This is a genomic window from Psychrobacter okhotskensis (genome assembly GCF_965638355.1).
Taxonomy (GTDB): Bacteria; Pseudomonadota; Gammaproteobacteria; order Pseudomonadales; family Moraxellaceae; genus Psychrobacter; species Psychrobacter okhotskensis.
The window spans coordinates 3,101,144-3,119,365 of sequence record NZ_OZ281822.1 but is presented as its reverse complement, the minus strand read 5'-3'; the positions used below and the strand labels follow the sequence as shown (position 1 = coordinate 3,119,365).

The window sequence follows — 18,222 nt, the reverse complement described above, 5'->3', positions numbered from 1 at the left end:
GTCGTCCAAAATCACAACCTCACTAAGTACGATCTATAAAAGCTAGTTTTAATATTTTAGTTTTAATATTTTAGCGATTTGATACGGTCAGAAGCAGGGTATTAAGACTTTATAATCATGGGCAATTATTAATTTCAATTTACATACAAGCGTATTTAAGCTATTGTTAATAAATAATTAAATAAGCATAGTTTATGTTTTCAATAAAATAAGACTGTGCTATAATTATGCCCTTTTTGGTATACCTGCGAAAGAGAGAATTCACATGGTTGTTATTCGTTTAGCACGGGGCGGTGCCAAGAAACGCCCATTTTATCAAGTAGTTGTTGCTGATCAACGCCGCGCGCGTGACGGTCGCTACATTGAAAACATCGGCTTTTTTAACCCACTCGCTAAAGAGTCTGAAGAAGCAGTACGTCTGAACATGGAAGCGTACAATGCGTGGATCGCCAAAGGTGCACAACCTTCTGATCGCGTTGCTTCATTAGCAAAAGCTTACAACAAGTCTGCAGCTCAAACTGAAGCAACTGCTTAAGTTTTTCTTGCTGTTACTGAAATGCTGATAGTGTGATTATGGGCATAGCTCAGTAGACTTTAGAAAATATAGCGTAACTGGTCTGACCAGGGTGCGCGATTAACTGTTTATCGCTTTTGATTGCGTTTATCGCTTTTGATTGAAATGTTTTAATCATTGTTAGGTTAGCCGTTATGTCATCTGTTCCAAACGCTAGTGCTCTTATGAAAATCGGTCAGCTTAAGAAGCCTTATGGCATCAAAGGTTGGCTTTGGGTATTTAGCGACACAGATGATCGTACGGCGATATTCGCCATGCAGCCGTGGTGGATGAAAACCGCCACTGGCATGAAACCTCTGACTGTGAAAGCTTGGCGTGAACAAGGCACAGGAATCGTGGCTCAATTTGAGCAGGTTCCTGATCGCAATGTTGCGGAGACTATGAATGGGGTAACCCTTTGGGTCGAGCAAGACGTCTTGCCAGAAACAGCGGAAGATGAATATTATTGGTCGGATTTGGTCAGCTTGCGCGTGATGAACGAGCAAGATGAGTATCTAGGCAATATCGCTGAAATGTTTGAAACCGGTGCCCATGACATCATGCGCGTGGCGCCTAATTCAGACAGTTTAGATAAAGAAGAACGCCTGATTCCATGGCATAAGCAAACCGTGATGCAGGTCGATATGACTGCGAAAACGGTGCTTGTGGCATGGCCAAGTGATTATTAATAATAAGCAATAATTAATCAGTAATGGTTAATAAGGTCTTATTAAGACAAGCTTTGCTGATATAAGTTTCGGCTTTATCGCTGAGCATCGTTAATAGTTACACCGATTCATTTAGCTTTTATTAGCCATTGTGCAAGTAGACATCAGATGTATTTTGCCGTCATTAGTATTTTTCCTGAGATGTTTGCTACGATTCGTGAGTTTGGTATCACGGGTCGGGCAGTCACACAGGAGCAAGTGACGATTGAATGTATCAACCCGCGTGATTATACCACTGATAACTACCGCCGTATTGATGAACGCCCGTATGGTGGCGGTCCTGGGATGGTGATGATGGCTGAGCCATTATCAATAGCTATCGAGGATGCGCGCTTGCGAGCGGGTCAACATGGCTGCCGTGTCGACAGTGAGCATTGTCCGGTGATTTATATGTCGCCACAAGGACAGACGCTTAGCGAAAGTAGTGTGGTCAGTATGACTGAGTATGATGGCATGATTATATTATGTGGTCGTTACGAAGGTATTGACGAGCGCTTACTGGTGCAGTATGTCGACTTGGAAGTGTCGTTGGGTGATTACGTATTGACTGGTGGTGAGCTGCCAGCCATGGTGATGATGGATAGTGTGATACGTCGTCTGCCTGATATTATGGGTGATGATCAATCAGCTGAGCAAGACTCGTTCGTCGATGGCTTGCTTGATTGTCCACACTATACCAAGCCGCATGAGTTTGCGGGTATGGCGGTTCCTGAAGTATTACTTTCAGGACATCATGCCAATATCGCTAAGTGGCGCTTTAGTCAGCAAGTCAGTCGCACGCAAGCGCGTCGTCCCGACTTATGGCAAGCGTTCACCCCAACAGTAGAGCAAGCGAAATGGCTAAAAGCATTGGCAAAAGCAGATAAAAAGCCACGTTAATAACGGTCAAAAACATAAACAGTTAAGCAATAAAATTTTGAGCAATAATAAAACGAGTCATAGCATAATGGCCGTTGGTTATAATCCATTTACGTTGTAGTTGTTATTAATACAAGATGTTGATAATAGCTATGATTAATTATTACAAACAGGTGATATGCGTTAAGCCTCTATTATCTAATGTGAGGAGATAACTCTCATGAGCAACAAGCATCCATTGGTTCAGGTCATCGAAAATGCTCAATTGATTGAGCGCCCAAGCTTTGCACCCGGCGATACCGTTGTGGTTCAAGTTAAAGTACGTGAAGGTGAGCGTGAGCGTCTACAGGCTTTTGAAGGCATTGTAATTGCTAAGCGTAACCGCGGTCTAAACTCAGCGTTTACCGTACGTAAAATCTCAAGCGGTGTTGGTGTTGAGCGTGCATTCCAATTGCATTCACCAATTATTGACAGCATTGAAGTGAAACGCCGTGGTGCGGTTCGCCGTGCAAAACTGTACTACTTACGTGAGCGCTCTGGTAAATCAGCCCGTATCCGCGAAAAACTTGCTCCGCGTGCACCTAAAGTTGTCAAAGCAAAAACTGACGCTCGCGTTCCTGATGCAGTTGAAACTGCACCGGGTATTTAAGCAAAAGCTTGCCGTCTTTAGTTGGCTGTATAATTTACAGTTGATTAAAGTAAGGTAATAGTAGATACAAGCCCTTATTCATAGGTTTATCATATAAATAAGCGGGCCATACCAAAAAAGACAAAACCCCAATCTATGCGCATGCTAGATTGGGGTTTTTGTATGTAGGGTTCAAAAATGTATGTAAGGTTCACAAAAATGATCAGTAGCCGCTTAACGGTCAACTATTCTTCTAAGCAACCACTTCAGCTAATAAGCAACTAATAATTAACAACTGACTAAGTATCGAGCACATCCATACGGCTGCTTTGATTCTTTGATTTGCTGTGTTTGCGCAAGCGTATATAAATAGTCTTGGTGACAGTAGCGATCAACTTCTGCTGATCGTCAAAGATATCCGCCTGATATTCACGAAATACAGCGTCACCGTCTTTGGCCAGTTCTTGAATAGTGATGAGTTCGGTACTAGGAATTTTCATCCGAGTAATTACTTTACTGTTACCTGGCGCGACAAAGTCGATATGTGAGCTTTTGTCCCACACCACATAACTACTGCCCAACTGGTGCATTAGCATGAGCATATAAAAGGGATCTACCATCGAATATAAGCTGCCGCCGAACTGGGTACCGACGATATTCTTATTCAGAGCATTGAGCCCCATGCTTACCACGCACAACCCTTGATCGAGATTGATATGCTCAATTTTGATACCCGCGCCAACATAAGGCGCGTAAGTATTGATGCGCAGTTTAAGTAAATGCGGTGCCAGTAGCGGCATGATATTTTTTTTAGCCTTACGTTTTAGGGTCTCAAGATTTTTTGGTAATAAACTCATAGATATGTCCTGTTGCCTTTTTCAATCTTGTCTGCTGGGCTATTTTTAGTTTATGAATTATTTTATCAAAAGCGCACAAGCACCTGACGATGGTAGGTTTGCTATTGATTCATAGCCATGCAAAAGATATTTATCATAATAAAAAACGCCAACAGCCACCAGCGTTAAAGCGTAACTGATAGACGAATTTTCTGCTATATAAAAACCAGTTTTACCCAGCAAATTCTTAATTATAGTGCAGTAGATAAGTGACAGAGTTTTTAAAGCCAATTTTTCATCTTAAAATATATCATAAGTACTCGATTATTTTCTATTAGTACGTTCGTTACACAATATCATACTTCTTTATTTTATCTCTTCATCACATGGTTATGTTGATCATTATATGCCATTAATAATGATACAAATGGTCTCTTTTAAACCATAAAAACTCGCATTATGGCGGTCGATGACTTACAATACCCGCAAATTTGCTTTGACCGATTGGATTTATCAGGCACTAGCCAAATAAATCGGTAGGGCATAAACCCATCAGTCGACATAAGGAAGTGTGATGAGTGACCTCCAGATTCCCGTTTCAGGGTCCGATGCGCAACCGCCAAATTCGTCCGATAACCACAACGACCTATCAGGCAGCTATGTTGATTTGCATAAGCCAAGCTCAAGCTTTGATAGCCGTGATGATTATCTCAATCATGAACTACAGATTATGCAGCCAAAACGCTGGCGCATGAACTTGCCGTTCCGTGATTATCGTTTTGAGTATGAAGATACCATTCCGGCGATGGCAGCGACCATTGGTAAAGTGGTTATGGTGGGCGCTATTGCCGCCACTTTTGCAGGGCCACTTGGGTTAAGCGATGCTTTTGTCCTAGAAAACGTCCGTTATGAGCTATTGATTGTCTCGTTCTTCGTTATTTTATTCTCAGGATTTCTGCTACCGACCGCCAACCTTGCTGGTACGCATGGTCCACTGATTCCGCTCATCCCTATCGTGGTTGCCGCTGGTGGGCATCCGATGGCTTTTGGTCTGCTCATCGGTGCTTTTGGCTTATTACTGGCGATTAGCAAAGGGGGGAGTCTACTGGCAAACTTGACCAGTAAAGGTGTGTGCGGTGGTTTATTGCTTTATCTAGGCTTTATTGGTACTACCTCACAAGTCAAAAACCTCTTTGCTTGGGCAGAAGGCATCGGCATGGCGCATATTGCCTTCGTAGTGATTTTATTGACCATTATACTGTATGCGGTGTTAGAGAACTTCCAAAAGCGTTGGCTGGCAGTGCCACTTAGCTGCTTGTTAGGTGGTGGAGTAGCCTTTGCCATGGGCGCACCCTTTGCTTTTGAAACAGGGCCAGGCTTACCAAATATGAGCCCAATGTATTGGTGGGGTGAAGATACAGGTTGGATGCTTGGTCTGCCAACCGTTGAAAGCTTTATCGTGGTGCTACCGTTTGCAGTATTAGCAGTGGCGATGTGGTCGCCAGATTTTTTAGGGCATCAGGTGTTCCAAAAAATCAGCTATCCAAAACGCACTGAGCGTGTGTTAATGGATATCGATGATACGATGACCAGTGCCTCTATTCGTCAGGTGGCAGGCTCAGTATTGGGCGGTGCAAACTTTGCCTCATCATGGGGTACATATATTGTGCCAGCAGCGATTGCTAAGCGTCCTATTCCTGCAGGTGCCGTATTGACAGGGTTGTTCTGTGTTATCGCAGGTATCTGGGGCTATCCAATGGACTTGGCTATTTGGGAGCCCGTGATGTGTGTGGCACTGATTGTCGGCGTTTTTATTCCGTTACTTGAGGCAGGTATGGAGATGACACGCGAAGGAAAAACCACGCAGTCTGCTGCGATTGTCGTCTTTGCATCGGCACTGGTGAATCCTGCGTTTGGTTGGTCGATTACCCTTGTGCTTGATAATCTAGGGTTAATTGGTTCTAAAGAACGTAGTGCGAATTTATCAAAGATGAGCCGTTGGATTATTCCTGTGATTACTTTTGTGATATTGACTGGCGTGATGGCTATTGTCGGTATGTTACCGGGTATTCCAGCGCTAATGTCTAATTTTCGCCACTAGCAGCGCTTTATAAAATACAAGTAGCATTTTAAACTATAGAAAAAGTCAGCTTGGTGCTGGCTTTTTTTCTGTCTGACGTTACACTGATAGTTGCCTTGCAAAACTTTCGCTATCGCCCCATAAACAGCTATATATCAGTATCTTGAGAGCAATAAATTCTATGGTAACCGTCTCAGAAACAAGTCCCGTCGATGATAAAAAAGCCCGTCTAAAGCATTTGATTCAGCGCCTGCCAAATTTGCCAGGTGTTTATAAAATGCTGGGTAAGAATGGCGATATTTTATATGTCGGTAAAGCCAAATCGCTTAAAAGCCGCGTCAACAGCTACTTCGCTAAGACGATTGACCACCCAAAAACACGGGCATTGGTGGCGCGGATTCATAACATTGAGACCATTATTACCCGTAGTGAGACTGAGGCGTTACTGCTCGAGCAAAACCTGATTAAAGAGTATCGCCCACCTTATAACGTGCTACTGCGTGATGACAAATCTTATCTGTATGTGTTTATTTCGGCGGACAAGCCTTATCCGAGATTGGCTTATGGTCGTGGCAAAGGCAATCATCAAAAAGGTCGCTTCTTTGGGCCTTTTCCCTCTGCTCACGCGGCAAAAGAGACATTGGTTTTGATGCAAAAAATGTTTCAGATGCGCCAATGTACCAATACCTTTTTCAAGCAACGTAAGCGCCCTTGTCTTGAGTATCAGATTAAGCGTTGCCGTGCGCCCTGCGTGGGCTTGGTATCGCCAGAAGAATATGCAGAGGATGTGAATAACACCATTCGCTTTCTCAAAGGCGACTCTAGCGACATTCATAGTGCTTTGATTGAAAAGATGGAAGGTGCCGCCGAAGAATTAGACTTTGAAAAGGCGGTCTTTTATCGTGACCAGCTGTCTATGCTGCGTGAAGTCCAAGCTAAGCAAGCCGTTTATACTGTGCAGGGCGAGGCCGATGTGATTGCTATTGCCAGTCAGGCAGGCATGACCTGTGTCAACGTACTGACCGTCCGTGGCGGGCGTGTGCTTGGCGGTAAGAACTATTTTCCTGACGTCGATAGTAGCGAGCCGCTTGCTGATAATTTATCTGCCTTTATTACCTCGTTCTACTTTCAGGTGACGGATGACTTGCCAGCAGAAATTATACTCAGTCATGAGCTACCCGATCAGACGGCAGTTAGTGAAGCACTGGCAACGCATTTTGGTAGCAAAGTCGTCATCAAAACCAACGTACGTGAACATCGTGCCGAATGGTTAGATTTGGCAAAATTGAACACGAATAATGCGCTTAAGACTAAGTTGGGTGATTATTTAGAGCTGCATTCGCGCTTTGGCGCATTGAAAGACGTATTGGCCGATGTCACTGAGCGAACGATTGATAGAATTGAATGCTTTGATATCTCGCATACGATGGGTGAGGCGACCATCGGTAGCTGCGTTGTCTTTGACCAAGGTGGATCACGTCGCCGTGATTATCGTCAGTATGCCATCCATGATATTGTCGGTGGCGATGACTATGCCGCGATGAAGCAAGTGCTGACACGGCGTTATAAGAAGCAGCCGCTGCCTGATTTATTGCTGATTGATGGTGGTAAAGGTCAACTTGGCATCGCTAAAGAGGTATTGACCGAGTTGGGTATTCTTAATGATACGCTGCTCATTAGTGTGGCAAAAGGTGAGGGGCGTAAGGCCGGACTTGAAGTATTGCACTTTATCGATCATGAGCCGCTTGATTTGCCAATGGATAGCAAGGCGTTGCATTTATTGATGCACGTTCGTGATGAAGCCCATCGTTTTGCCATCACAGCGCACCGTAAGAAGCGTGATAAGCGCCGTTCATCATCAGTGCTAGAGGTCATACCGGGGCTTGGTGAAAAGCGTCGTCGTGACTTGCTGAATCACTTTGGCGGAATGCAGCAATTGCTTGGAGCATCACAACAAGAGCTGGCAGGTGTGCAGGGGATTGGTCCCATTTTGGCGAAAACGGTTTATAAAGTATTGCATGAGTAATCTGATTGATCGTAAAAAAGGGCTGTCCTAGAAATATCTAAGACAGCCCCAATTTTTCAATCATTTCTAATGAGTGAGCGACAGTTATTCAGCAGCTTTTATTTTATAAGTCACAAATCTAAAATCTAAATCACTCTTTTCATCGTGCATCTGCTCAGACTCTTCTGCCACTGTAAAGTCATTTGGTATTTTAGGATAAAAGGCTTCACCATCAGCGATTTCGGTATCTACATGAGTCAGCTCAATGCGATCGGTATACATCATCGCTTCTTTAAATACCCGCTCACCGCCAATGACCCAAATCGTATCAAGGTGCGCACCATGTGCCAGACTTGCCGCCTGCGTTAAGGCATCATCTAAATTATGTACGACATAAGCGTTGTTTTTGCCCACAAGGCCTTGTTGATCAGCATAATCCATCTGAGTGCTGATGATAAAGCTTACCCGCTTTGGCAACGGCTTGCTGCCCATTGACTCAAAAGTCTTACGCCCCATAATGACGATACCTTGAATAGCGCCATCGTTATCTTTGGTCGTCATTTTTTTAAAGTGCTGCAAGTCTGCTGAGATATGCCACGGCAGTGCATTGTCTTTACCGATACAACGATTGCTACTGATAGCAGCAACTTGGGCGACTTCAGTGTGGGCATAACTCATAACGTATCCTTTTTATTATCTATAAAATGCTATTCTTATTTAAAATATTTAGTCAGACAAATGCTATACAGCAACCTTTGCTTTGATAGCAGGATGCGACTCGTAGCTATCGACGCTAATATCTTCATATTTAAAAGCAAAAATATCATTAACATCAGGGCTAAGTGTTAATGTTGGAAGCGTATAGAGCTCACGTGTCAGTTGCAGCTCGACTTGCTCACGGTGGTTTTGGTAAATATGACAATCGCCACCCGTCCAGATAAACTCACCAACCTCTAGTCCGCAAACTTGCGCGACCATATGGGTCAACAGCGCATAGCTAGCGATATTGAACGGCACACCGAGGAATAAATCCGCTGAGCGCTGATAGAGCTGGCAGGACAGTTTATTGTCCGCGACAAAGAACTGAAATAGTGTGTGACAAGGTGGCAAAGCGACTTGCTCTGCTTCACCGGGATTCCAGCCGGAGACGATCAAGCGTCGTGAATTGGGATTGGTCTTGATTTGCTCAACGACTTGGGTGATTTGATCGACACCATCGTTATTATAGCTGCCATCGTCACGCTTACTCGCGCCATAATTGCGCCACTGATGACCATAAACGGGCCCTAAATCCCCAGCAGGACGCTTAAAGCGCGCCGTCTGCTCAGCCGTTGCCCATTCATTCCAAATACGCACGCCATTTGCTTGTAAGTAATCAACGTGAGTACTACCGCTTAAAAACCATAATAGCTCATAAACGATAGATTTGAAGTGGACTTTTTTGGTGGTTAATAATGGGAATCCTGATGCTAAGTCAAAACGCAGTTGCGCGCCAAAGTGACTTAGCGTACCAGTACCGGTACGATCGCCTTTTTCAGTGCCTTCACTCATAACCTGACGCAGCAAATCCAAGTAGGCTTGCTCATTTTTACTCTGCTTGTGGTGACTAATGGAGTTGCTAGTGCTCATAAAGTTACTCTTCTACGCTGCTAAAACGCATCATTGATATAGTGATTAACAGGGTTTTTGGGGCAAAGTACTGCTTTATACAAGATTGCTTTATACAAGATTGCTTTATACAAAATAATGCTTAATAAGCCGCTTGCTTACCCCAGTCATAGATACCGCGTTTGTAAGCATAAATCAGTAGGATGAAGCCTGCAATAATCATCGGTGCGCTGAGTATTTGACCTTTGGTCATCCAACCTAACAACACAAACCCTTGGTCAGCATCTGGCTGGCGGAAGAATTCGATGATAAAGCGGCTAATGCCATAACCCAACAAGAATACAGCCGTCGCAGCCATACGCGGGCGCGGCTTCGATGAATACCACCATAAGAAAAGGAACAATAGCAGTCCTTCTGCTAAGGCTTCGTATAACTGCGATGGGTGGCGCGGCAATAAATACTGTCCATTTACCTCAAGCATCAATTCTTGTAGCTCAGGATTGGTCTGTAATTGCTGCATATCAAAGGCAGCCGCTTGCGGGAAATACGTCAGCCAGTTATAGCCGCCATCAGAGACACGGCCCCACAGCTCCCCATTGATATAGTTGCCGATGCGACCGAACAGTAAGCCCGTCGGTACACAAGGAACGATAAAGTCAAAGACTTGAAAAGGTGTCTTCTTATATTTACGGGCGAAGAACCACATACCGAGCATCACGCCGATGAAACCACCGTGGAATGACATACCGCCTTCCCAAACCTTGAGAAGGTACGCCGGATTTTGCAACAGCTCGCCGAACTGATAAAACAACACATAACCGATCCGACCACCTAAAATGACACCAAGCGCGCCATAAAAGACCAAATCAGAGACCATATCGGTGGTCCAACTGTCGCGTTTGGTACTGCGATACCATGCTAGACCGAACGCCGCGGCAAAGGCCAATAAATACATCAGTCCGTACCAGTGTACTTCTACCGGACCCAAGGACAGCGCGACAGGGTCATATTGCGGATGAATCATCATAAGGATATCATTATTATTGATAATAGAATGTGGGTCATAATAGCAAAAATAGTTTGTTAGGCATACCAAATTACTATTAGGCGAATCCCATCGTAACAACTTATCTGCTACTGGTAACATCTAGAAAGAAAGATAGAAAACCGCTAAGATATAAAAAAGCTCCTTTAGAAAAGTGCTTTAAGAAATAATGCTTAGAATAACGATTATAATAAATATAGCATCATGTTTAATAAAGCGTTACAGAGCATGGGCTTGCGCTAATGAAACCTATTAATGGATTAAACGTACTTTTAAGGAATGATTATGCAAGCTGATTTATCCAAAGTGGCAATATCATCTAAGTTGATTGCTAAAACGCGGTTAATGTCGCTGAGTTTATTTGGCATAGCGGCTTTAAGTGTGACTCCTGCTCAGGCAGCCAATAGCAGTATTGAGCAAGTGACGATTTATCAAGGCTTAGCCAGTGTCACCCGTGCGTTACCCATTACTAATAGTGGCGAGCAAACACTGGTTTTTTCTTGTTTATCCCCTTATATCGATAAAGACAGCCTGAGTGTGCAAGCGGCTAATGGCGTTAATATTGGCGAAGTTAGCATTGAAACCTTAAGCGCTGAACAAGCGGCGCAGTGTCAATATCAAGGTGATGCCAACGTACAGACGCAGCAGAATAATTTGGACGCGATTAATGCGGAGTTAGAGGCGGCACGCTTAGCAAAAGCCTACTTGCAAAACCTTACCAAGGTCACGCAAATGAGTACAGAGGGTAGCCTTGCCGATAATGCGCGTGAGGTAGAGACGCAAGCGGCCAGTATCAATAAAAGAATTTTGAATATTCAGCAGCGCCAAGCGCGCGCGCAAGATACGCTGAACCAGCTGATGGCTGGCAGTACAACTCAAGCACAGGATAGTGTGACGCAAGTGAGTGTGCGCGTCGCAAGTCGTTCGCCAAGCAGCGTCAAGCTGCATTATCAAGTGCGCGGCGCCAGTTGGGAGCCGACCTATCAAGCACGTCTCAACACGGAGAGCAAACAATTAAACATCATCGCCTCTGCCGTTATTGCCCAGCAAACAGGGGAGAATTGGCTAAAGGTTCCTTTGGTATTAAGCTCAGTTAATCCCACTCAAACTACGACCAGCCAACTACCAAGAGTCGAGCGCTTGTCATTATATGAAGAACAGCCAAATAGTAAATTGTCACGCTATGCACAGCCTATGATGGAGTCTGCTCCAGTCGTTGTTGTAGGTAGTGATAGCTATGGCGGAGCAGGGGCTGCAGAGATGCCACCGCTACCGAGCTTTAGCGTGAGCAGTCAGAATAAAAACGGCATCACCGAATATCGACTGCCGCAGCGTATTAGTATTCCAAGTGATGGCAGGCGGGTACGGACGGTTATTGATGAGCAATCAGGCAGTAGCAAGCTGTGGATTCGTAGTACCCCGAGTGTGGAAGCCGCTGGCTACTGGTACGCATCCGCACCGTTTTTGACTCCGGCTTGGGTCGATGGCTCTTTGCAATTGTACCGTGATGACAACTATGTCGGGCAATCGCGCTATAGCTACCAGAATCTAAAAGAGCAGGGTATTGGTTTTGGCATCGATCCCAGTATGCTGGTCAAGCAACTCACTGATGAAGACAAACAAGGTGATAAAGGCGTGTTTAATCGTCAGCAAACCAGAACGACCATCCAAGCCTATCAGTTCACCAACCAGCACAATCGTAGCGTGCATTTACAAGTTTTGGGTAGTGAGCCGGTTAGTAGTGATGACAGTATCAAAGTCACTGCGATGCACACCCCAGCAGTGAGCCAAAAAGACTGGAATGACAATAAAGGTATGGTCGCTTGGGAGTTTGATTTGCCGAGTAAACAGTCGCAAGTGATGCAGTCTACTTATCAAATTAGCTATCCGGCTGATAAGCAGTTAAACACCAATTAATGCTAAATAAGAACTAGGGTCTGTTGAACATTCAAATAGTAGGACTGCTGATCGCTAAAATCGTCCCAAACCTTTTATCAAATCAGGCGTAAACCGACGATAATGTCGAGACCTTAGCTAGGTTTACAACAACGTTTGGGATGATTTTAGTATCAGCCCCAAGTATACAAGCAGGGGCAGGGCTATTTTTTGCCAATACATGGCGAAATTGTCTAACCTAGAACGACTAGTCGTCAAAAATTTCACTGCGTATTGTCTAAAAAATAGACGCTGCCAGTACCACATTTGAATGTTCATCAGACCCTATATAATCGATTCAATTGAAAAAAATATAATACCGATGGGAGTGCTGTTAGGATAAATTTTTTGAAGCCTCTGGAGTGCGAAGCGCACAGCAAGCTAGGAAAATTTATACCAGCAGGACGCTATTTTGAACGACCCTTTTTGATATCGGAACGATTATATAATAATCATATAAAAGGAATGCTATGTGTATCGTCGCCATTGCTTGGCAATTATTTGATGAGCTACCTTTGGTTTTATTGTCCAATCGCGATGAGTTTTTGCAGCGCCCAACCGAGCCGTTACATCAATGGGCTGATCACCCTATCTATGCCGGACGCGATAAACAAAGCGGCGGTACTTGGTTAGGTATCTATCAAAAGTCATATGACGATTTATATGAGCAAAACGGACGTTGGGCAGCGGTATTGAACTTTCGCGATGGCGTGCAGGCAAGTAATGACGAACGCTCACGTGGTGAACTGGTCACCGATTTCTTGACCAGTACGCTAAGCCCGATAGAGTTTGCACGGCAAATCAGTTTGCAAGACTATGCTGGCTTCAATTTAATTATAGGTGATGCGACCCAAGCGGTCCTCGTTAATAATCGTGGTCATGCTCCCACGCCCTTACATGCAGGATTGCACGTTATCTCTAACGGTCAGCCAGAGGATAGCTGGTTCAAAACTGAGCGCCTACGTGGCAGACTGCGGCAAGAAGTATTGCCCTTGATTGCTGAGAATAGCTCACCTGCATACTGGCAACAGGCGGCCTTTGAGGTGCTGTCAGATAATATCAAAGCACCAGCGGACAAGCTGCCAGATACTGGCATGACCAATGAGATTGAGCAAACCTTGTCTTCTATTTACATCGAGCCTGTCGCTTTTGGCGATAGTGCTAAGAACGTACCAACTTATGGCACTCGCACTCAAAGTATCTTAACGTTGCGTGATGAGGATAAAGGCTCAAATTTTACAGCTCAGATTGTCAGTCGCGAGTACCCACACTCAGCAGTTGGTGAATAAAACAATCACTTATTTTCAGTCATATGCACCCTTGTTCTCACACGAACCAGTAGGCAATTTTAAAAACCCTAAAGTAATTGTGGTTTTTGCTTTAAAGTGTCGCGCTTATGGCTTACACTCACTGAGTAGGGGCTTAGAATTTACTGCTAGTATCTAATGCAATTACTGACTATTAAATGACAGCCAGGGCGTGTTTTCAATTCACTCAATACTCATCTAGATGGGCTAAAAATGGATAAACCTTGCCAAACATTGTCAAATAGCTGGTTAATATCCCGATATTATCTACGCTATTTTTCTTGTTTGACGGCAATTGATCTCATTTTTATCACCATTTTTGAAATGAAGACACGCCCTAGTATGAATCAAATAAGTGTGAAAACAGTGTCAAAACAAGGAGTGTGACATGAGTATGATGAAATCACTAATATTTGTTGCGCCAGGTAAAATTGAAATTGCAGAGAAGAAAATTCCCGATGTTGGGCCCAATGACGCTCTTATAAAAATCACTACAACGACCATTTGCGGCACCGATATTCATATTTTTAAGGGTGAGTATCCCGTTGCTCAAGGGTTGACCATTGGTCATGAGCCAGTCGGTATTATCGAAAAGCTCGGTAGTGCGGTGATGGGTTATGAAGAAGGTCAACGAGTGATTGCTGGCGCGATTTGCCCAAGTTTTACTTCTTATGCCAGCCAAGATGGCTTTCCTTCACAAGATGGTGGTTACATCGGGCCAGACGGGACTTGTCCTTGTCATGGTTATAAAGCGACTGGCGGATGGCGCTTCGGTAATATCATCGATGGCACGCAAGCCGAATACGTTTTAGTACCCGATGCGCAGGCCAACCTAGCGCCTGTGCCTAATGGGCTGACTGATGAGCAAGTGCTGATGTGCCCAGACATCATGTCTACTGGTTTTAAGGGTGCTGAAAATGCCAATATCAAAATTGGCGATATCGTGGCTGTATTTGCGCAAGGTCCAATTGGATTGTGCGCCTCTGCTGGTGCCAAGCTGAGAGGGGCGTCTACCATTATCGCTATTGATGGCAATAACGAGCGCTTAGCGATGTCTAAGAAACTGGGGGCCGATATTACCCTCGTCTAAGAAACTGGGGGCCGATATTACCCTCAATTTTAACGAAGTGGATATCGTTGACGAGATTATGAAAATTACTGCGGGTCGCGGGGTTGATAGCAGTATCGAAGCATTGGGCTTACAATCTACCTTTGAACAATGTCTGAAAATTTTAAAACCAGGCGGTACGCTATCAAGCCTTGGCGTTTATTCAGAAGACTTAAGCATCCCCATGTCACACTTTGCAGCAGGTCTTGGTGATCATACTATCCGCACCGCCTTGTGCCCGGGTGGTAAAGAACGGATGCGTCGTCTATTAAATGTGGTGGAGTCAGGGCGTGTCGATTTATCTGAGATGGTCACACATACCTACGCGCTAGACGATATTGTTGCAGCCTATGACTTATTTATGCATCAACGTGATGGCGTACTAAAGGTTGCCATCAAACCATAAATCTAGGGCGTGTCCTCATTTTCATCACCATTTAGATTGTTATCAGTTGAATTGAGGACACGCCCTAGCTATTTTAAATATAAAAAATCCTGCATCCATAATAGATGCAGGATTTTTTATATTCACTAACAAACAAACAATAAACCAGAGGCTAGGTAAGAAGCAAATGGTTGGTATGCTCAGGGATAATCAGTTCTTGTTTAAGCGGTAATTCACGTGCCAGCTCTTGCAAAGCACGACGGTATACCCCGCGTTTAAAGTGAATCACTTGTCCGAGTGGATACCAGTAGCTGACCCATTGCCAATGGTCAAATTCCGGTTTTCCCTCATCAAAGCGGATATGTTGAGTATTTGGCTCATCTAAGCGCAGCAAAAACCACTTTTGTTTTTGCCCAATACACAAAGGGTGCTGTCCATGACGCACATAGCGTTTCGGCAGCCGATAACGCAACCAATCTTGCGTGACTGCCAATAAATCTACATGACGCGGATGTAAACCGACCTCTTCCCAGAGCTCGCGATACATTGCATCCATCGGCGTCTCCCCGCGGTCGATACCGCCTTGAGGAAACTGCCAAGCGTTGTGACCAATACGTTTTGCCCACAGAACTTGCCCTTGTGTATTTGCCAAGATGATGCCGACATTGGCGCGAAAGCCGTCTGCATCTATCATGACTAACCCTTTTTAATTTGTCTAAAAATAGCTTATTTCAACATGACACAACGATAGCAATCATAATTATTATAGGGTGACAGTTATCAATATCAGGTAAAAATAAGATTCATTACCGTTATTAAACCAAGAAACAACCCAAATGTGTAACAGTATTTTGCTATAAAATGTTTCACGAGTTTAACCCTTTAAAATCAGACAGTTATAAATGGATTTTTGTAGGTAAGTTTTAGACGCCATAACGATAAATATAAGTTATATTTAAAAAAGCATATTCAGAGCAGAACGATAAATCTCACTAACCAAAGTGAACACTCAAAAATAGACTCATCAAACGCTCAGGGTAATAATCTAAGACAGTGGCTTTTTAAAATCTCGTTTTAGCTTATGCTACACTAGGGCGTGTCCTCAATCTGAACCCTAAATGGTAAGTGGGCTAATCTCAAGCAAAAATAAAATATTCAGCCAATAAAAAACGTTTAAATCACACATTAAAATAAGGGTAATCTAACATGTCAGAGTCAAAAGCAAGCGTTACGTGGCAAGAAAATAAAGCCTTTATGGGCGTGTCCCCATCGGGACATAACGTTCAAATCGATGCCGATAAAGAGAAGGGTTCCAGTCCCATGGAGCTAATCCTACTAGGGCTAGGTGGTTGTGCGAGCTACGATGTGGTAGCGATTTTACAAAAGTCACGTCAAGCAGTGACAGACGTGCGTTGTGAGCTGACAGCTCAGCGTGCTGAAACCGTCCCAGCGGTATATACTGATATTCATATGCACTTTGTGGTGACTGGTCAAGATATCAAAGATAAGCAAGTTGAAAAGGCGATTCATTTATCAGCAGAAAAATACTGCTCGGCCAGTAGAATGTTGGTACAAGGTGGGGTGAATATTACCCATGATTTTGAAGTGATTGCAGGGTAGGGGCAAATAGACTAATGAATGCACTCTTTGGGTTGATCCCTAATACCGCAGCGTCAGCGATTTGGGCGATGGTGGTGGCAAGTCTGTTACCACTCGCTATGGCACTGACTGCGAAAGCCATTGGTGGCTTTAACTTGGCTGACAATGCGCATCCGCGTGACTTTTTACACAGTACGACTGGCGCAGCAGCACGTGCTAATGCCGCTCAGCAAAACAGCTATGAGACATTACCCGTATTTTTGGCAGCGGTATTGGTGGCGATGTTGTTCTTTGTACCGCAATCAATTATCAACACGCTGGCTTGGCTTTATGTGCTGATTAGGGTTGGCTATTGCGTGGCATATATTACTAATTTGGCAACGTTTCGCTCGATACTTTGGGTATTATCAATTGCCTGTTGTTTGATGCTTTTTTATCTGGCCATTCGGGTAAGCGTCTAGCGTTCGTTTTTTATCGAAAGACCAGTTTAGAATAAAGGCAGGTATTATTATCGGACACTCATTCGTAGTGCGCTAATAATAGCTGCTTTATTTTTTTCTCGCTTTATACGGTCCCACAATATCTTTGCCTCGCTATAGCCTTTGGTGAGCATCGCTAACCACTGCTTATAACGTCCGACCAATACCACATCGCTTTTTGCGGCACCTTCTAAGAACTTAATCTGATGCACGATTAAATCTTCCCAGACTAAGGCGGTCAATGTTTCTGCATCATTATTATGGCCATCAACCTGCGCAATCAAATCGGGACGAGTAACCGCGCCGCGACCTAACATCAAATGATTGGTCCCCGCTTGCGTCATACAATTCTGTGCATGCTCGGCGTTCCATATTTCACCATTGGCAATGACGGGAATATCTAAGTTATAAAAGTTTTGGATTTTATCCCAATAGGCTGGCGGTTTATAACCTTGGGTTTTTGTCCGTGCATGAATGGTTAGCCAATCAGCACCACTGTCTTCAATCGCACTGCGAATATCATCCATGCGACTGGTGTCGGTATAGCCCAAGCGAATCTTTGCGGATACAGGAATATCGCTAGGTACTGCTGTTCTTACTGTGTTGATTATCTCGTACATGACTTCAGGTTCATCAAGCAGCACTGAGCCACCACGATGGCTATTTACCGTTTTAGCCGGACAACCAAAGTTAATATCAATGGCCGGCGCCCCAAGCTCGGCAGCATAAGCGGCATTGTCAGCCATCAACTGCGCGTCACTACCGAGTAGCTGAATATGAATCGGCGTACCGGATGCAGTTTTGGCATCATAATGCAGCTCTGGCACGTACTTATAAAACACATGCGCGGGCAAGACAGTTTGGGTGACGCGAATAAATTCACTCACTGACCAATCATAAGGACGACCCAAGTCTGTGGCAATCTGTGTCAAAATTTGCCGCATTAATGGATCGGTCAAGCCTTCCATTGGCGCGAGCAGGCGAACGGGATTGGCAAATAACTGTTGTATGGTGTTTTGGCGTGTCTGAAGTTGCTGATTATGATTCATGATCGGAGAGTCAACATTA

The 18,222-nt window shown here is 44.3% G+C and carries 18 protein-coding genes; 12 read left to right on the top strand and 6 right to left on the bottom strand.

Annotation, left to right across the window (positions count from 1 at the left end; genetic code table 11):
• Positions 1-265 precede the first annotated feature (265 nt).
• The 4 genes from rpsP to rplS all read left to right on the top strand — a co-directional run bounded on the left by rpsP (position 266) and on the right by rplS (position 2,788).
• Entirely contained in the window at positions 266-535 is a 270-nt protein-coding gene (gene rpsP / locus ACSUPM_RS12955; protein WP_021812802.1) for a 30S ribosomal protein S16, read from the top strand.
• 173 nt (positions 536-708) lie between these two features.
• Positions 709-1,242, top strand: a complete 534-nt coding sequence (gene rimM / locus ACSUPM_RS12950; RefSeq protein ID WP_101211238.1) for a ribosome maturation factor RimM — start codon at positions 709-711, stop codon at positions 1,240-1,242.
• A gap of 147 nt (positions 1,243-1,389) precedes the next feature.
• Positions 1,390-2,160, top strand: coding sequence for a tRNA (guanosine(37)-N1)-methyltransferase TrmD (gene trmD / locus ACSUPM_RS12945; protein WP_173240354.1), 771 nt, complete (start codon positions 1,390-1,392; stop codon positions 2,158-2,160).
• 199 nt (positions 2,161-2,359) lie between these two features.
• Positions 2,360-2,788, top strand: a complete 429-nt coding sequence (gene rplS, locus ACSUPM_RS12940) for a 50S ribosomal protein L19 (protein WP_025651498.1) — start codon at positions 2,360-2,362, stop codon at positions 2,786-2,788.
• Between the two features lie 278 nt (positions 2,789-3,066).
• Here the strand turns inward: rplS and ACSUPM_RS12935 are convergent, their stop codons facing one another.
• On the bottom strand, positions 3,067-3,624 hold the full coding sequence (locus ACSUPM_RS12935; protein WP_101211236.1) for a DUF4442 domain-containing protein: 558 nt from the start codon (positions 3,622-3,624) through the stop codon (positions 3,067-3,069).
• A gap of 553 nt (positions 3,625-4,177) precedes the next feature.
• Between ACSUPM_RS12935 and ACSUPM_RS12930 the strand changes: the two genes are divergently transcribed.
• The gene (locus ACSUPM_RS12930; RefSeq protein ID WP_173240041.1) at positions 4,178-5,704 is read left to right on the top strand and encodes a DUF3360 family protein; all 1,527 of its coding nucleotides are present in this window, start codon (positions 4,178-4,180) and stop codon (positions 5,702-5,704) included.
• 160 nt (positions 5,705-5,864) lie between these two features.
• Positions 5,865-7,709, top strand: coding sequence for an excinuclease ABC subunit UvrC (gene uvrC / locus ACSUPM_RS12925; RefSeq protein ID WP_352287737.1), 1,845 nt, complete (start codon positions 5,865-5,867; stop codon positions 7,707-7,709).
• A gap of 84 nt (positions 7,710-7,793) precedes the next feature.
• Here uvrC and ACSUPM_RS12920 read toward each other — a convergent pair whose 3' ends face one another.
• From ACSUPM_RS12920 to lgt, 3 genes are all read right to left on the bottom strand, one after another.
• Positions 7,794-8,366: a dihydrofolate reductase gene (locus ACSUPM_RS12920; RefSeq protein ID WP_101211429.1), complete on the bottom strand. Its 573-nt coding sequence runs from the start codon at positions 8,364-8,366 to the stop codon at positions 7,794-7,796.
• Between the two features lie 63 nt (positions 8,367-8,429).
• Complete coding sequence (locus ACSUPM_RS12915) at positions 8,430-9,317, bottom strand: thymidylate synthase (protein ID WP_201582815.1); 888 nt, start codon at positions 9,315-9,317, stop codon at positions 8,430-8,432.
• Between the two features lie 121 nt (positions 9,318-9,438).
• Complete coding sequence (lgt, locus tag ACSUPM_RS12910; RefSeq protein ID WP_025651504.1) at positions 9,439-10,323, bottom strand: prolipoprotein diacylglyceryl transferase; 885 nt, start codon at positions 10,321-10,323, stop codon at positions 9,439-9,441.
• Positions 10,324-10,626: 303 nt separating this feature from the next.
• Here lgt and ACSUPM_RS12905 point away from each other — a divergent pair, with 303 nt between their 5' ends.
• The 4 genes from ACSUPM_RS12905 to ACSUPM_RS12890 all read left to right on the top strand — a co-directional run bounded on the left by ACSUPM_RS12905 (position 10,627) and on the right by ACSUPM_RS12890 (position 15,097).
• Positions 10,627-12,258: a DUF4139 domain-containing protein gene (locus tag ACSUPM_RS12905; RefSeq protein ID WP_025651505.1), complete on the top strand. Its 1,632-nt coding sequence runs from the start codon at positions 10,627-10,629 to the stop codon at positions 12,256-12,258.
• Positions 12,259-12,746: 488 nt separating this feature from the next.
• Entirely contained in the window at positions 12,747-13,565 is an 819-nt protein-coding gene (locus tag ACSUPM_RS12900) for an NRDE family protein (protein ID WP_025651506.1), read from the top strand.
• Positions 13,566-13,971: 406 nt separating this feature from the next.
• Positions 13,972-14,673, top strand: a complete 702-nt coding sequence (locus tag ACSUPM_RS12895) for an alcohol dehydrogenase catalytic domain-containing protein (RefSeq protein WP_350588135.1) — start codon at positions 13,972-13,974, stop codon at positions 14,671-14,673.
• A 58-nt stretch (positions 14,674-14,731) separates the two neighbouring features.
• Entirely contained in the window at positions 14,732-15,097 is a 366-nt protein-coding gene (locus ACSUPM_RS12890) for a zinc-binding dehydrogenase (protein ID WP_350588136.1), read from the top strand.
• A 151-nt stretch (positions 15,098-15,248) separates the two neighbouring features.
• Here ACSUPM_RS12890 and ACSUPM_RS12885 read toward each other — a convergent pair whose 3' ends face one another.
• Positions 15,249-15,770 (bottom strand): RNA pyrophosphohydrolase, encoded by a 522-nt coding sequence (locus ACSUPM_RS12885; protein ID WP_350588137.1) that lies wholly within the window; start codon positions 15,768-15,770, stop codon positions 15,249-15,251.
• A gap of 512 nt (positions 15,771-16,282) precedes the next feature.
• Here ACSUPM_RS12885 and ACSUPM_RS12880 point away from each other — a divergent pair.
• Positions 16,283-16,696: an OsmC family protein gene (locus ACSUPM_RS12880; RefSeq protein WP_025651510.1), complete on the top strand. Its 414-nt coding sequence runs from the start codon at positions 16,283-16,285 to the stop codon at positions 16,694-16,696.
• 14 nt (positions 16,697-16,710) lie between these two features.
• On the top strand, positions 16,711-17,136 hold the full coding sequence (locus tag ACSUPM_RS12875; protein WP_025651511.1) for an MAPEG family protein: 426 nt from the start codon (positions 16,711-16,713) through the stop codon (positions 17,134-17,136).
• A 47-nt stretch (positions 17,137-17,183) separates the two neighbouring features.
• Here the strand turns inward: ACSUPM_RS12875 and ACSUPM_RS12870 are convergent, their stop codons facing one another.
• The gene (locus ACSUPM_RS12870; RefSeq protein WP_350588138.1) at positions 17,184-18,203 is read right to left on the bottom strand and encodes a tRNA dihydrouridine synthase; all 1,020 of its coding nucleotides are present in this window, start codon (positions 18,201-18,203) and stop codon (positions 17,184-17,186) included.
• Positions 18,204-18,222 lie beyond the last annotated feature (19 nt).